General features: G+C 69.4%; 13 protein-coding genes. 8 read left to right on the forward strand and 5 right to left on the reverse strand.

Going from position 1 to position 13,618, the window contains the following annotated elements; translation table 11 throughout:
* Positions 1–28: 28 nt before the first annotated feature.
* Positions 29–412 carry a response regulator transcription factor gene (locus FQ377_RS15290; protein WP_148600574.1) on the forward strand — a complete coding sequence of 128 codons (384 nt, stop codon included), beginning with the start codon at positions 29–31 and terminating at the stop codon, positions 410–412.
* On the opposite strand, the gene FQ377_RS07165 is transcribed toward FQ377_RS15290, so the two are convergent.
* Positions 316–1,107 (reverse strand): alpha/beta fold hydrolase, encoded by a 792-nt coding sequence (locus tag FQ377_RS07165; RefSeq protein WP_148600575.1) that lies wholly within the window; start codon positions 1,105–1,107, stop codon positions 316–318. The genes FQ377_RS15290 and FQ377_RS07165 overlap by 97 nt on opposite strands.
* A 123-nt stretch (positions 1,108–1,230) precedes the next feature.
* Between FQ377_RS07165 and FQ377_RS07170 the strand changes: the two genes are divergently transcribed.
* Positions 1,231–1,731, forward strand: a complete 501-nt coding sequence (locus FQ377_RS07170; protein ID WP_148600576.1) for an SRPBCC family protein — start codon at positions 1,231–1,233, stop codon at positions 1,729–1,731.
* 33 nt (positions 1,732–1,764) lie between these two features.
* Here the strand turns inward: FQ377_RS07170 and FQ377_RS07175 are convergent, their stop codons facing one another.
* A complete protein-coding gene (locus FQ377_RS07175; protein ID WP_148600577.1) occupies positions 1,765–2,184 on the reverse strand; it encodes a GlcG/HbpS family heme-binding protein in 420 nt (139 codons plus the stop codon).
* A gap of 216 nt (positions 2,185–2,400) precedes the next feature.
* On the opposite strand from FQ377_RS07175, the gene FQ377_RS07180 reads away from it, so the two are divergent.
* Genes FQ377_RS07180 through dhaK form a run of 4 tightly spaced genes read left to right on the forward strand, consistent with a single transcriptional unit; the run spans position 2,401 to position 5,751 of the window.
* A complete protein-coding gene (locus tag FQ377_RS07180; protein ID WP_148600578.1) occupies positions 2,401–3,264 on the forward strand; it encodes a class II fructose-bisphosphate aldolase in 864 nt (287 codons plus the stop codon).
* Positions 3,265–3,266: 2 nt separating this feature from the next.
* Positions 3,267–4,079 (forward strand): HAD-IA family hydrolase, encoded by an 813-nt coding sequence (locus tag FQ377_RS07185; RefSeq protein ID WP_148600579.1) that lies wholly within the window; start codon positions 3,267–3,269, stop codon positions 4,077–4,079.
* Entirely contained in the window at positions 4,076–4,708 is a 633-nt protein-coding gene (dhaL, locus tag FQ377_RS07190; RefSeq protein ID WP_148600580.1) for a dihydroxyacetone kinase subunit DhaL, read from the forward strand. Before FQ377_RS07185 ends, dhaL begins: the two co-directional genes overlap by 4 nt.
* A gap of 47 nt (positions 4,709–4,755) precedes the next feature.
* Positions 4,756–5,751, forward strand: coding sequence for a dihydroxyacetone kinase subunit DhaK (dhaK, locus tag FQ377_RS07195; protein ID WP_148600581.1), 996 nt, complete (start codon positions 4,756–4,758; stop codon positions 5,749–5,751).
* A gap of 127 nt (positions 5,752–5,878) precedes the next feature.
* On the opposite strand, the gene FQ377_RS07200 is transcribed toward dhaK, so the two are convergent.
* Positions 5,879–6,907: an ATP-dependent 6-phosphofructokinase gene (locus FQ377_RS07200; RefSeq protein ID WP_148600582.1), complete on the reverse strand. Its 1,029-nt coding sequence runs from the start codon at positions 6,905–6,907 to the stop codon at positions 5,879–5,881.
* Positions 6,908–7,134: 227 nt separating this feature from the next.
* Here FQ377_RS07200 and FQ377_RS07205 point away from each other — a divergent pair, with 227 nt between their 5' ends.
* Positions 7,135–9,000 (forward strand): hybrid sensor histidine kinase/response regulator, encoded by a 1,866-nt coding sequence (locus FQ377_RS07205; RefSeq protein ID WP_187393287.1) that lies wholly within the window; start codon positions 7,135–7,137, stop codon positions 8,998–9,000.
* A 10-nt stretch (positions 9,001–9,010) separates the two neighbouring features.
* On the opposite strand, the gene FQ377_RS07210 is transcribed toward FQ377_RS07205, so the two are convergent.
* Positions 9,011–11,857, reverse strand: a complete 2,847-nt coding sequence (locus tag FQ377_RS07210) for an FAD-binding and (Fe-S)-binding domain-containing protein (RefSeq protein WP_148600584.1) — start codon at positions 11,855–11,857, stop codon at positions 9,011–9,013.
* A 26-nt stretch (positions 11,858–11,883) separates the two neighbouring features.
* Positions 11,884–13,050, reverse strand: a complete 1,167-nt coding sequence (locus tag FQ377_RS07215; RefSeq protein WP_148600585.1) for a glycerol dehydrogenase — start codon at positions 13,048–13,050, stop codon at positions 11,884–11,886.
* Positions 13,051–13,225: 175 nt separating this feature from the next.
* On the opposite strand from FQ377_RS07215, the gene FQ377_RS07220 reads away from it, so the two are divergent.
* Positions 13,226–13,546: a putative quinol monooxygenase gene (locus tag FQ377_RS07220; protein WP_148600586.1), complete on the forward strand. Its 321-nt coding sequence runs from the start codon at positions 13,226–13,228 to the stop codon at positions 13,544–13,546.
* Positions 13,547–13,618: the final 72 nt, after the last annotated feature.

A 13,618-nucleotide genomic window follows, 5' to 3' on the forward strand; every position in this document is an offset into this window, starting at 1 on the left:
CCGCGGCAACGCCTTGCTAGACGGAGCTATGTTCTCCCGACTCACAGAGACCCGCGGGCATGACGCCGTCAACGCCGACCGGCTGACCGCCCACGAAGTTGAGGTACGCGAGCTCCTCGCCGAGGGTCTGGCGGACAAGCGGATCGCTACGCGGTTCGCAATTTCGGTGGAGACGGCGGAGAAGCACGTGGGTGCGATGCTTCGGGAGACCGGCGCCCGGAACCGCACCATGCTGGTGGGGGTGCGGCGCCCGTCCTCAGCCTACGTACTGAGGCGCCGCCAGCACGCCCGCCAGGTGTACGACTCGGAGGATAATTACGTTGACCCAGCGGCGGTGGCGTCGAGGATGAACCGGGCTGTGTCCTGCGGCTGGTCCCAGTGCGGAAAGTGCCCGCAGTCCTCGAAGACGTGAAGGGTGGCGTCCGGATAGTGGGACATGGCGACGGCGGCCTCACTGAGCGGTGTGACCCTGTCCGACCGGCCCCAGCCGAACGCCAGCGTCCCCTTGATCGTCCCCTGCGGCGCACCTTCCTGGCGCGGTCCGTGCGCGAGTGACTTACGTGCTTCGTCAAGACTGGGGGAGGTGGCGAATCCGCGGAGCTCCGTCAGGACGAGATCCGGGTCGAGCTTCCAGGGGGCCGCGGAGAACTGGGCGAGCAGCGCCGTCCGGCCCGCGGCCTGCTGGACGAGGGTCGGCAGGACGGACTGGATGCGACGCACCAGCGCAATGGACGCGGTGATGCTGCCGTTGAAGATGCGGACCTGGGTGTCGTTCCAGAATCCTCCGGGATCGAGGGCGACCACGTTGCCGGCGTGACCCCGCCGCGCCAGCTCGACCACGATCCGCGCGCCCATCGAGCTTCCGACCAGATCCGCGTTGCCCAGGCTCTCCTGTTCGAGGAACTGCCCGACGGCGTCCGTGAGGGCTGCGATGGTCACCTCGCCCGCGAGCGGGTCGCTGCCGCCGAACCCGGGGAGGTCGATGGCGATGACCTCGCGCTGGTCCTGCAGCAGGGGGACGATGGGGTCCCAGGTGCGGAGGCTCGAGCCGAGCCCATGCACGAGCACGAGTGGCTTTCCGGTGCCGGTTCGTTCGGTGTGCAGCATGTGGGAGCCTTCCGTAGCGGACGCGAGTCCCCAGTGTATGCGGGCGCAGAGCGCTGAAGCCGATCCTGGCGCTGGTGAGGGATCGGGCAGGAAAAGCGGTGAGGGCTCTGTGAGAATGGGCGCATGACTCAGACAGAGATCCGCCACCACGAGGAGTCCGTCACCGTTCAGGCGTCGCCGGACGCCATCTACGACCTTGTCTCCGACATCACCCGCACGGGCGAGTGGAGCCCAGTGTGCACGCGGTGCTGGTGGGACGACACCGCCGACGCCGGCCAGGTCGGTGCCTGGTTCACCGGACAGAACGAGCTTCCGCACCGCACCTGGGAGACCCGGTCGAAGGTCCTTGCCGCAGAACCCGGGCGCGAGTTCGCCTGGGCGGTTGGCGGCGACCGGGTGCGCTGGGGCTACACGCTGACGCCGTCCGACACCGGGACCACTCTGACCGAGTCCTGGGACTTCCTGCCGGGCGGTATCGCCTTCTTCGAGGAGAAGTTCGGGGACAAGGCGCCCGCCGAGATCGCCGACCGGACCCGGCAGGCGCTCGACGGCATCCCGACGACGCTCGCCGCCATCAAGCGGATCGCCGAGTCCGGCACCTCAGGTGAGGATAACCCGGCCTAGCCACCGCGGCGGGAGCAGCCTCAGCAGGCGGACTCAGTAAGCCGCCACCCCCGCTTCAGCGACCTCCTGGTCCTGCTCGATGGTGCCGGTGGAGACGCCGATGGCGCCCATGATGCTGCCGTTCCGCACCAGCGGGATACCGCCGGGAAACACCGCGAGCCGGCCGCCGTGCGCGTCGCTCAGCCCGTAGATAGGGCCGTCCTGCCGCGTGACGCCCTGGAGGTCCCCGGTCTCGCACTGGAAGGCGATGGACGTGTAGGCCTTGTTGATCGAGATGGTGATACTGCCGATGTTCGCGCCGTCCATCCGCACGTGCGCCTTCAGATTGCCGCCGGCGTCCACCACGGCGATGTCCATCGGCTGGCCGATCTCGGTGGCCTTCGCTGCAGCGGCGTCGATGACGCGGCGGGCTTCCTCGGAGGTGATGGTCTCGAGCACTGATCCTTGGGGCATGGGAGTGTCCTTCGTCGTTGAAGTGGTGGAGCACGGAGGTGAAGTGGTGGAGCACGGAGGGGAAGAAGTGGCCGGGGCAGCCGCGGCCTACTCAACCACCGGCGTCGTCCGCTGGCGAGGTGGTGATTACCCCCAGCGGGAGGGAGGGGTACCACCCATACCCCTGCGGGTGAGGCGCGCCTACGGTGGGGAGCAGCCTAACCAGGAGGACTCACCGTGGGCGTTGCACCCCTGAAAGACATCGTCGATCCGGCGTTCCAGGCACGCTACGGCGTGCCGGCCATCAACATCTTCAACGACCTGACCATGGAGGCCGTCCTCGCCGGCGCGGTGGAGGCCAACTCCCCGGTGATCCTGCAGACCTCCGTGAAAACCGTGCGCAGTGTCGGCTCCCGCGTGCTTTTCGACATGTGGCAGTCCATGACCCGCGGCATCGAGGTGCCCGTCACACTGCATCTGGACCACTGCCCCGACCGCGCGGTGGTCACCGAATGCCTCAAGGCCGGTTGGAACTCGGTGCTCTTCGACGCCTCCGAGCTGCCGGTCGAGGAGAACCAGCGCCAGACCATCGACGTCGTCGCCGAGGCCCGCAGCCACGGCGCGCAGGTGGAGGGCGAGATCGAGGCCATCACCGGTGTCGAGGACGATCACGGCTCCGACGAGGTCTCCCAGCAGCAGAGCCTCGAGGTGGCGCTCGCGTTCATCGACGCCACCGGGATCGACGTGTTCGCCCCCTCCATCGGCAACGCGCACGGCAGCTACAAGGCAGCCCCTGTGCTCGACGTCGAGCGTGTCACCCAGATTGTCGAGGCGCGGAACGTGCCCATCGCCCTCCACGGCGGCAGCGGCCTGAGCAACGAGCAGTTCACCGACCTCATCGCCCGCGGCTGCGCGAAGGTCAACATCTCCACCGCCCTCAAGGAGACGTACATGCAGTCGAGCCTGGCATTCCTGAAGCAGGCCGAGCAGAACAACAAATGGGACCCACCGTCGCTGTTCAAGCACACGCGGGCCGACATCGTCGCGATGGTCACCGAGCTCTGCACCCAGTTCGGCAGCGCCGGCAAGGGCGGCCGTTGAGCATGCCCGCCCTCATCTTCGACTGCGACGGCGTGCTCGCCGACACCGAACAGTACGGGCACCTGCCCGCGTTCAACCAGACCTTCACCGACTTCGACGTGCCCGTTCAGTGGAGCGTCGAGGACTACGCCGAGAAGGTGAAGATCGGCGGCGGCAAGGAGCGGATGCGGAGCATCCTCACCCCCGAGCTCGCCGCGTCGCTCGGGCTGACGGACGACGCCGCCGTGGACGCCGCGATCCTCGCCTGGCACAAGCGCAAGACCAACGTGTACAGGGGGCTCGTGGAGAGCGGGGTCATGCCCGCCCGGCCGGGCATCGCGCGGATCGTGGGGCAGGCGCACGACGCCGACTGGACGCTCGCCGTCGCCTCCACCTCCGCCGAACCCGCCGTGCGCGCCGTCCTGACCCACGCCGTCGGTGACGAGCTCGCCGCGCACTTCTCGGTCTTCGCCGGGGACGTGGTGCCCGCCAAGAAGCCCGCACCGGACATCTACTTGCTGGCCCTGCGCGAGCTGGGAGTGTCCGCGGCGGACGCGATCGTGATCGAGGACAGCGCCAACGGGATGCGGGCCGCCCTCGGGGCCGGCTTGACCACCGTGGTGACGGTCAGCGGCTTTACGCGGGAGGAGAACTTCACGGGCGCCGCCCTGGTGGTGAGCTCCCTCGGTGACCCCGACGGCGAGCAGGCAGAGATCCTCGCCGATCCGCACGGTGCCGGGCCGTCCGGCGTCGTCACCCTCGACACCCTGCAGGCACTGCTGTCCGCAGCCGGCCCTGCTTCCCAGACCGAGACCCACGAAACGGAGACCCCATGAGCGCCACCGATCTCGCCGACGTCGAATTCGCCGTCCACTCCCTGGCGCAGACCGCCGTCGAGAAGGAGAAGGAGTTCGGTGACCTGGACGCCGTCGTCGGCGACGGCGATCTGGGCTACTCCCTGGCCCGTGGTTTCGAAAAGGTCCTGGCGGACTGGGACTCCTTCAAGCGCGACGACGTCGCCACCTTCCTGCAGCAGATAGCCCTGGCCATCTCCAGCAGGATCGGCGGCACCTCCGGCCCGCTCTGGGGGACGGCCTTCCTGCGGGCCTCCGCCGCCGCGAAGACGGTGGACACGATCGACGGCACCGCCGTCGTCGCCATGCTGCGCGGAGCCACCGACGGCATCAAGGCCCGAGGCAACGCGGATCTCGGTGACAAGACCCTCCTGGATGCCCTGATCCCGGCCACCGACGAACTCGAACGCCAGCTCGCTGCCGGCGCCTCACCCGAGGACTGCAGAAAGTCGTTCGCGGCGAAAACCCGTGAATGCGCCGACGCCACCTCGACCATGGAGGCCCGGCGCGGCCGCGCGAGCTACAGCGGGGAGCGCAGCATCGGCTCCCCGGACGCCGGGGCGGTGGCCGTAGCGATCATCATCGAACGGATCGTCGCCGACTGGCCCTGACACGTACCGACAGCCATCCATCCCCATCACAACGACGTGGAGAACCCATGAAGAAGTTCGTCAATGATCCCCAGCAGTTCGTCCCGGAGATGCTCGAGGGCCTTGCGCTCGCGAACCCGGACACCCTGAAGTACGTGCCCGAGTACAACCTGATCATGCGCGCCGACGGCCCCGACCAGAACAAGGTCTCGATCGTCCAGGGTTCGGGCTCCGGGCACGAACCCGCGCACGTGATGATCGTGGGCAAGGGTATGCTCGACGCCGCGTGCCCGGGCGACGTCTTCGCGGCCCCGCCCTTCGACTACGTGTACGAGACCACCAAGCTCATGGCCTCCCCGAAGGGCGTGCTGCTGCTGGTCAACAACTACACCGGCGACAAGATGGTCTTCGAGATGGCGCAGGAGATGTCCTCCGCCGAGGGCATCGAGGTGAAGACGCTGTTCATCAATGACGACGTCTCCGTGGAGGACTCCACCTACACGATCGGCCGCCGTGGTGTCGCGGGGAACTTCTTCGTCATCAAGGCCGTGGCCGCCGCTGCCGAGCGGGGTGCTGACCTGGACGAGGTGATCCGGATCGGCGAGAAGGTCAACTCCGTGACCCGCTCCATGGGTGTCGCGCTGACCGCGTGCACGCCGCCCGCGAAGGGCAGCCCGCTGTTCGAGCTCGGCGAGGACGAGATCGAGATGGGCGTGGGCATTCACGGCGAGCCGGGACGCCGTCGGGCCAAGATGATGCCCGCCAACGAGATCGTCGAGGAGCTCCTGGCCCCCGTGGTGAAGGACCTCCCGTTTGCGGACGGCGACCGCGTGGCCCTCATGATCAACGGCCTCGGCGGCACCCCCATCAGCGAGCTGTACCTGCTGTACGGGCAGGCCCACAAGCGCCTCGCGGAGCAGGGCATCACCGTGGGCCGCAGCTATGTGGGGGAGTACTGCACCTCCCTGGACATGGCCGGCGCCTCGATCACCCTGGTCAAGCTCGACGACGAGATCGAGTCGCTGCTCGAGGACCCGGCGGAGATCCCCATCCGCACGTTCTAGAACTGTCAGCGCACGACGGCGGGCCGGTCACCTCGGGTGGTCGGCCCGCCGTTGCGTGGTGGCGGTGATCCGACACCGTCGTTCTCGGAACCGCACCCGGCTCGCCGTCGTGCGTTCGGCGTTCCACCTACCCGAACAGGTAGGTGGCCTCGTCGTACCGGTGCTGCGGCACGGTCTTGAGCTGCCCGACGGCGTCGGCCAGATCCACGTGGACGATCTCGTCCCCGCGCGTTGCGACCATCCTGCCCCAGGCCTGTTCGTGGATGGCGTCGACCGCAGCTAGTCCCAGCCGGGTGGCCAGGACCCGGTCCGTGGCGCTCGGGGCGCCGCCGCGCTGGATGTGGCCGAGCGTCGTCGAGCGGGTCTCGATGCCGGTGCGTTCCTCGACGACGGGCGCCAGCAGGTCGCCGATGCCGCCCAGCCGCGGCCGGTTGAAGCCGTCCAGGCCCCGATCGGCGTGCGGCGCGGTCATGTCCGCGGAGACGAAGCCCTCCGCCACCACCACGAGCGGGGTGCGGCCACGCCGGAACGGGCCCTCCACCCAGTCGCAGATCTGGTCGAGGGTGGCCGTCTGCTCCGGGATCAGGATGGCGTGGGCGCTGCTCGCCATGCCCGCGTAGAGCGCGATCCACCCGGCGTGACGGCCCATCACCTCCGCGATCATGCAGCGGTGATGGGACTGCCCCGTGGTCTTGAGCCGGTCGATCGCCTCCGTGGCGATCTCGACGGCGGTGTGGAACCCGAAGGAGAAGTCGGTGGCGGAGAGATCGTTGTCCACGGTCTTGGGCACGCCGACGATGGGGATGCCCGCGTCGCTGAGGATCTTCGCCGCCGCCATGGTGCCCTCGCCGCCGATCACGATCAGCGCGTCGACCCCTTCCGTGCGCAGATTCGCGCGGACCCGCTCCACGCCTCCGCCCTCCCTGAGCGGGCTGACCCGCGAGGTTCCGAGGATGGTCCCGCCGAGACCGGCGATACCCCGCACACTGATGCCGTCGAGGCTTATGGTGCTGCCTTCCACCAGACCCCGCCAGCCGTCCGTGAACCCGACGAACTCGTCGCCGTGGACGCGGATGCCCCGCAGCACGCAGGAGCGGATCACCGCGTTGAGCCCGGGACAGTCGCCGCCGCTTGTCAGGATCCCGATGCGAGCCATGAAGTACCTCTTCCGCCGTGCTGCAGAGAATCCGGGCGCGGAACGCGCCTCCCGGGTGTCCTTCCAGCCCACCACCGCCGCGGTGGCAGCGGTAGGAGGAGTTCCCCGCCCGCACGGTGCGGGAAAACCCGCACGCAGAAAGGGCTGGGGGTGCGATCATGGTGACGGCATACGCCATGGTGACCGCCGGAGAACCAGCGGCGCGCGGTTCGTCGAGGAGGACGAGGATGACAGCAGTCGAGCCCGGATTCGATGCCCTGGTCCGCGATCCAGTGCAGCACGAACTGGACACCGTGGCGGCCCTGGCCCGCGATCTGGCCGGCCGCTTCGAGCTCCAGCCGCTGCTCGGCCGGATCCTGGCCAACGCAGCGTCGCTGCTGGGGTGCGAGTCGGGATCGATCGCCCTGGTCAACGAGGCCTCCGACACCTACACGAAGAAGGTGGACATCGGCGTCGGCTGCCAGGAGGGCCAGACCTTCTCCCTCCGGGAAGGGTTCACCGGGCAGATCGTGCGCAGCCGCTCCACCGTCATCCTCGACGCGTACAGCAGCATCGAACGCGGGCACATCCCGCCCACCGATCCGCGCTGGGACTGCGCCGTGATGGGCGTGCCGATCCAGTGGAGCGGGCAGATCGTGGGCGCCTTCATCGTCTTCAGCCCCGACCCGGGCCGGATCTTCAGCCCAGGTGAAGCGCGGCTTGCCGAGGTCTTCGCCAGCCACGCCGCGATCGCCCTGGTCAACTCCGAGCTGTACGCCAAGGCCTCCGCCCGGGAACGGGAGGCCGCGATCGCTGCCGAACGCGAACGCGCCGTCCGCGATATCCACGAAACTGTGGGCAGATCGCTCGCCGGGCTGCTGCTCAGCCTCGACGAGGCCGAGAAGGCCGGCCGGCAGGGCGGCGGAGTGCAGGACGTCATGCCCTATATCAGTAACGCCCGGACCATTGCTTACGATGCGCTCACGGAGACCCGCCGCACGGTGCTGGGCATGAGTCCGGCCGCGCTCGCCGGACGAACCCTCGCCGAGGCGGTCTCGGGTGAACTGGCCTGGGTGGAGTCGATGTCCGCCACCACGACCCAGCTGACCGTGATCGGAGAGGCCCGTCCACTCGCACCCGAGATCGAGCACCAGGCCTTCAAGATCGTCCAGGAGGCGCTGAACAATGTGGCCACCCATGCGCGCGCGACGACGGTGCGTGCCGGGCTGATCTATGAGCGGGGGGCCTTCGCCGTCGTCGTCGAGGACAACGGACGTGGCTTCGACCTCGCCGCCGCGCACGGCGACCATGCCACGCTGCCCTCCGGCTGCATGGGCCTCCACGGCATGACCTCCCGGGCGGTGCACCTCGGTGGTGATCTGCACCTCGACACGACGCCGGGCTGGGGCACGAGAGTGCGGGCCACACTGCCGGATCGCGCCCCCGAACCGGAGGCAGTCGCCGGGCCGCGGTGGAAGGTCCTGATCGCCAATGACAATCCCGTCATCAGCGCGGGCCTTGTGCGTCTACTCGGTATCGCGGAGCCGGCGATCCAGGTGACGGCCGAGGTCGGCTCCGCCGAGCAGCTGTGCGACGCGGTGGAGCTGCTGCGGCCCGACGTGATCGTGCTGGAGCTGGATCTCCTCCACCAGGACACCAGCGGCGTCCTCGCCCGGGTCCGCGACCTGGACCCCGGCGTCGCGATCGTGGTTCTCACGGACAATCCCACGGTGGAGCAGGTGCGCTCGGCCCGGCAGGCCGGCGTGCGCGGGTTCATCAACCGCCGGGCCACAGGAGAGACGATCGCCCGGATTCTCGTGGCCGCCGGGCAGGGCCAGGCCCTGGTGGAGGGGAACATCTTCGATCACCTCCTCGGCGTCTCGTCCGACGACGCCGGGCCGGCGGCCGAGGCGTTCACCACGCGGGAGAAGGAGGTCCGCCACATGGTGATCCGGGGCATGGCGGACAAGCAGATCGCCCGTCAGCTCGGCATCTCCGTGAAAACCGTGGAGAAACACGTGGGTTCGATCCTGCGCAAGACCGGGGCGCGCAATCGCACCATGCTCGCGGGGATGACGGGAGGCGAACCAGCGGCGTCACACCCCTGGGTGTGAGAACGGGCTACTAGCGGGTCTGTTCCTCCAGCAGCTCCAGCACATGCTGGTACTGGCTGCCTGTGGCCCGGGTCATGCCGAGCTCGCACGTGCGATTGCAGGACGCGTGGGCGGCGGCGCCGAGGGCAACCACCTCCGCGGCCTGTTTGCGGGTGGCCGATGCGGTCAGTTCCGGGTGCAGCATGCCGCGGTCCCCGGCGAAGGCGCAGCAGCCCCAGTTCTCCGGGACGTCCACCTGCGCGGCGACCGCCCCGGCGACGGCGGTCAGCGCAGTATCCAGACCGAGCCGGGTGGACGAGCACGTGGGGTGCAGCGCCAGTGACTCCAGCTTCGGGTGCTCGGGTAATTGGGGGAGGATCCGCTCGGCCGCGAAGGCCACGGCGTCGAGCACCCGCAGCGGACGTCGGCCGGGGAGCTCCGGCTCGCGCTCGATGGTGGACAGCAGGCCCTCGGTGCACGAGGAGGCGTCGCAGATGATCGGCAGCTCACCGTCGCGCGTCGCGGCGCGGAGGGCGGCGAGGGTCCTGGCGCCCATGCTGTCCTGGCCGGCAACCATGCCCTTCGAGGACCACGGCGTTCCGCAGCACAGGGCGTCGATCCCCTCGGGGACCAGCAGGGTGACCCCGGCGCGCTCGCAGAGCTGCTCGAGGCTGTACTGGACGCCGCGTCCACGCCCGACGCCGTCGGCTCCGGCCGTCGAGTCCGCAGGCCCGAACATCGTCTGCACGCAGGCCGGGAAGTACACCGCGTCCGGTGCGTCGACCGGCGCTGGGCGTGCACGGGCCGGGCCGCCGCCGGGCAGCTCGGGCGAGTGCAGCGGGACGGTGTCCGCCCCGAGCACGGACCGTGCCAGCCGGTTCGGTCCTCCGATTACCGGCGCGGCCACCGCGGGAGCCGAGGAGCGGGCCTTCGCCACCACGGTCAGGGCCAGACCGGCGCCCTTCGTCACGTGCCCCCAGTGATCGGCAGCGGTCCGCCAGACGGCGCTCTCCACCTTCCCCGCCTCGTCCCGGCGCAGCCGCTTGACCAGCGACCCCGTGTTGATGCCCACCGGGCAGGCGGTCTGGCACATCCCGTCAACCGCGCAGGTCTGCACGGACTCGTAGCCGTAGTCCCGCTCCAGACTCGCGACCAGGGCGGTGTCGCCGTCGAGCCGGGCCTGTTCGATGGCCCGGAGCGTCACGATCCGCTGCCGCGGCGTGAGGGTGAGGTCCTTGCTGGGGCAGACCGGTTCGCAGTAGCCGCAGGAGACGCAGCGATCCACTTCCTCCGCTACCGGGGGCGCGGTCTTGATGTGCCGCAGGTGCGCCTGCGGGTCCTCGTCCAGGATCACGCCCGGATTGAGCAGGCCCTGCGGATCGAAGAGCCGCTTGATCTGCCGCATCACCGCGTGGAGCTCGTCCCCGTACTGCCGGCGCACGAACGGCGCCATGACCCGGCCGGTGCCGTGCTCGGCCTTGAGCGAGCCGCCCTCGCCGAGCACCAGCTCCACCATGTCCTCGGTGAACGCGCTGTAGCGGTCCAGCTGCTCGGTGCTCGCAAAGCCGTCCGTGAGCATGAAGTGGATGTTGCCGTCCTTGGCGTGACCGAAGATCACGCTGTCCTCGTAGCGGTACTTTGCGAACAGGCCGGTCAGCGCCTCGCATGTGGCGCCCAGCCGGGGGACCGGGACCACGATGTCCTCGAGCAGGGCCGTGGTGCCCTGCGGGCGGGCCCCGGCCACCGTGGCGTAGAGGCCCTTGCGCAGGTGCCACAGCTGGGCGCGGCGTGCGGGGTCGGTACTGAACGTGGCCGGTGAGCTGAGCCCCAGCGTCGGCAGGAGGCGATCGCCGTCGCCCCGGAGCTCCGCGAGCCGCTCCGGGGTCTCGGCCGAGTACTCCACGAGCAGGGCCGCGTGATCCTGCACCTGCAGATCCCGCACGACGGCGGGCGAATCGGCCAGCGAGCGGCCCACCTTTAGGGACAGGGCGTCCATGAGTTCCAGGGTGGCCGCGCCGGCCGCCACGAGCGCCGGCAGCGCAGCGTTCGCCGCGTACAGGTCGGGGAAGATCAGCAGCCCGGTGCTCGCATGCTTCAGGGCCGGGACGGTCCGGAAAACGGCGTCGGCGATGAAGCCGAGGGTTCCCTCGCTGCCCACGATCAGGTGCGCGAGCATGTCCACCGGGCGCTCGAAGTCCAGCAGCGAGTTCAGTCCGTAGCCCATGGTGTTCTTCATCGAGAACTGCCGGCGGATCTCCGCCGCGGACGCCGGATCGGAACGGACCCGGTGCCCCAGGTCCGCCAGGCCCGCGTGCAGGTCCGGTTCGAGGGAGTGCAGGCGCTCATCGGCGTCGGCGGCGCCCGTGTTGATCACGGTGCCGCTGGGCAGCACCACGGTGACGGACTCGAGCGTGCGGTACGCGTTGTCCGTGGTGCCGCAGTTCATCCCGGACGAGTTGTTCGCGATCACCCCGCCGACGGTGCACGCCACCTCGCTCGCCGGATCAGGCCCGAACTTCCGGTCGAACCGGGCCAGCCGGTTGTTGACGGCCCGCACGGTGACGCCGGGCTGCACGCGGACCCGCGCGCCGCCGTCGAGCACCTGGATCTCGCGGAAGTTCTTCCGCACGTCCACCAGGACGCCGTCGGTGACCGCCTGTCCGCTGAGGCTCGTGCCGCCGGACCGGAACGTCAGCGGCACTCCCTGCGCCGCGCTCGCCTGCAGCAGCCGGCCCACCTCGGCGGGGGAGGTCGGCACCACCACCGCCTGCGGGATGAGCAGGAAGTGCGAGGCGTCGTGGGCGTTGGCGTGCAGGTCGATGGCGCGGGTCAGGACCTGCGCCGGATCGGCGACGGCATCGCGGAGCGCGGAGAGCATGGGACGGGACTCCTTGGGCTGTGCTGTCAGTGCCGGGCGTGGTAGGGCTGCGGATCAGCGAGGCCGGCCCGCTGACGGATGCCCCGGGAGAGCCGCTCGAGCGATTTCAGTGCGCTGGTCAGCTCACGGACCGGCACCTCGAAGGGCATGTTGTGTATGGTCTCGCCGGGTACGGTCGCGGCTTCGGCCACCCGGAGGAGGTCCTCGTCGTCGTCGACCGTCAGCCCGATCTCGGTGAGCGTGTTCGGCAGTCCCACCCGGGTGGTGAACTCCACGAAGTCGCGGATCTCGTCACTCGGCGCGCCCTCCAGGACCAGCTGGGTGAGCGAGCCGATGTTGACTTTCTCCCCGTGCGCCAGCCCGTGGGTCTGCGGCGCGGCGGTCAGGCCGTTGTGGATGGCGTGCGCAGCAGCGAGGCCACCGGATTCGAAGCCGAGACCCGAGAGCAGGGTGTTCGCCTCCACGACGCGCTCGACGGCGGGCGTGACGAGATTGTCCCGCACTGCGTCCAGGGCCGGCAGCGCGTTCTCCCACAGGATGTCCCAGGACAGTCTGGCCAGTGCCGTACCGGTGAGGGTGGGCAGACCACCGGCCATGGTGGAGGCGAAGGCCCGTTGCGTGGCACGGGCCTCGAGCCACGTGGCCAGGGCATCACCGACGCCGGCGGCGAGGAACGACGCAGGGGCGTTGGCCACGAGCTGGGTGTCCACCAGGACCAGGTCCGGGTTCCTGGGGAAGAAGCGGTACTCCTCGAACACGCCGTCCTCGGTGTAGATCACCGAGAGGGCGGAGGTCGGCGCATCCGTGGACGCGACCGTCGGAACGGTGACCCAGCGGATCCCCGAGGCATGTCCGGCGGCCTTCACGGCGTCTATGGTGGACCCGCCACCGAGCGCCACGATCACATCGGAGCCGTGCTCCCGGACGAGTCCGCTCAGCCGGTCCACTTCCCGGGCGCTGGGCACCCCGTTGAACAGGACCCGGTGAGTGGGTAGTCCTGCCGAGGTCAGGGAGGTCTCGACGTCATGGGCCACGAAGCCCCAGACCATGTCATCGGCCACGAGAAGCGGTTTGCTGCCGAGTGGGGTGAGGAACTCCCCGAGCCGCCGGATGGCGCCCTTGCCCTGGACGTAGCGGCCGGGACTGATCATGGTGCGGATCGGTGCAGCAGGAACCTGGTTCGCCTCGGACATCAGAGTCTCCTTCGCTCGGTGCATGTCACCCCAGAGTAGGGCGCCGCCCGCTGTTGCGCGCCGGGAGTTCTCACCCCGCGATAACCCGGCTTGGATCGGCGTAGCGGGCGCGGCAGACTGCAGAACAAGCACTACGCATCCGCGGGAGTGCACCCGAGCCGGAAGGCACCACCGCATGATCTTCATCGTCGTCAAATTCAAGGTCAAGCCCGACTGGGCGGACCGCTGGCTGGACCTGACCCGTGATTTCACCGAGGCCACGCGGAAGGAGCCGGGCAATCTCTGGTTCGACTGGTCCCGCAGCGTCGAGGATCCCGACGAGTTCGTCCTCGTCGAGGCGTTCCAGGACGATGCCGCTGCGGATCACGTGAACAGCGCCCACTTCGCGCAGGCCATGCAGGACATGCCGCAGGCCCTCCGGGAGACCCCGGAGATCATCAGCGAGAAGATCGACGCCGAGGGCTGGGGCCGGATGGGCGAGCTCACCGTCAGCTGACGAGCCTCCGGCGCAGGAGGGGACGGACGTCGGTTCGTCCCCTCCTCACGCCATGATGAGTGCCAAGATGGG

It is taken from the genome of Arthrobacter echini (assembly GCF_008107445.1).
In the GTDB taxonomy this organism is placed as follows: Bacteria; Actinomycetota; Actinomycetes; order Actinomycetales; family Micrococcaceae; genus Arthrobacter_D; species Arthrobacter_D echini_A.

Coding starts and splice junctions, on each gene's coding strand:
- FQ377_RS07165 (WP_148600575.1), bottom strand. CDS start 1,107: ATGCTGCACACCGAACGAACCGGCACCGGAAAGCCACTCGTGCTCGTG.
- dhaK (WP_148600581.1), top strand. CDS start 4,756: ATGAAGAAGTTCGTCAATGATCCCCAGCAGTTCGTCCCGGAGATGCTC.
- FQ377_RS07205 (WP_187393287.1), top strand. CDS start 7,135: ATGACAGCAGTCGAGCCCGGATTCGATGCCCTGGTCCGCGATCCAGTG.
- FQ377_RS07220 (WP_148600586.1), top strand. CDS start 13,226: ATGATCTTCATCGTCGTCAAATTCAAGGTCAAGCCCGACTGGGCGGAC.
- FQ377_RS07215 (WP_148600585.1), bottom strand. CDS start 13,050: ATGTCCGAGGCGAACCAGGTTCCTGCTGCACCGATCCGCACCATGATC.
- FQ377_RS07170 (WP_148600576.1), top strand. CDS start 1,231: ATGACTCAGACAGAGATCCGCCACCACGAGGAGTCCGTCACCGTTCAG.
- FQ377_RS07210 (WP_148600584.1), bottom strand. CDS start 11,857: ATGCTCTCCGCGCTCCGCGATGCCGTCGCCGATCCGGCGCAGGTCCTG.
- FQ377_RS15290 (WP_148600574.1), top strand. CDS start 29: ATGTTCTCCCGACTCACAGAGACCCGCGGGCATGACGCCGTCAACGCC.
- FQ377_RS07175 (WP_148600577.1), bottom strand. CDS start 2,184: ATGCCCCAAGGATCAGTGCTCGAGACCATCACCTCCGAGGAAGCCCGC.
- FQ377_RS07200 (WP_148600582.1), bottom strand. CDS start 6,907: ATGGCTCGCATCGGGATCCTGACAAGCGGCGGCGACTGTCCCGGGCTC.
- FQ377_RS07185 (WP_148600579.1), top strand. CDS start 3,267: ATGCCCGCCCTCATCTTCGACTGCGACGGCGTGCTCGCCGACACCGAA.
- dhaL (WP_148600580.1), top strand. CDS start 4,076: ATGAGCGCCACCGATCTCGCCGACGTCGAATTCGCCGTCCACTCCCTG.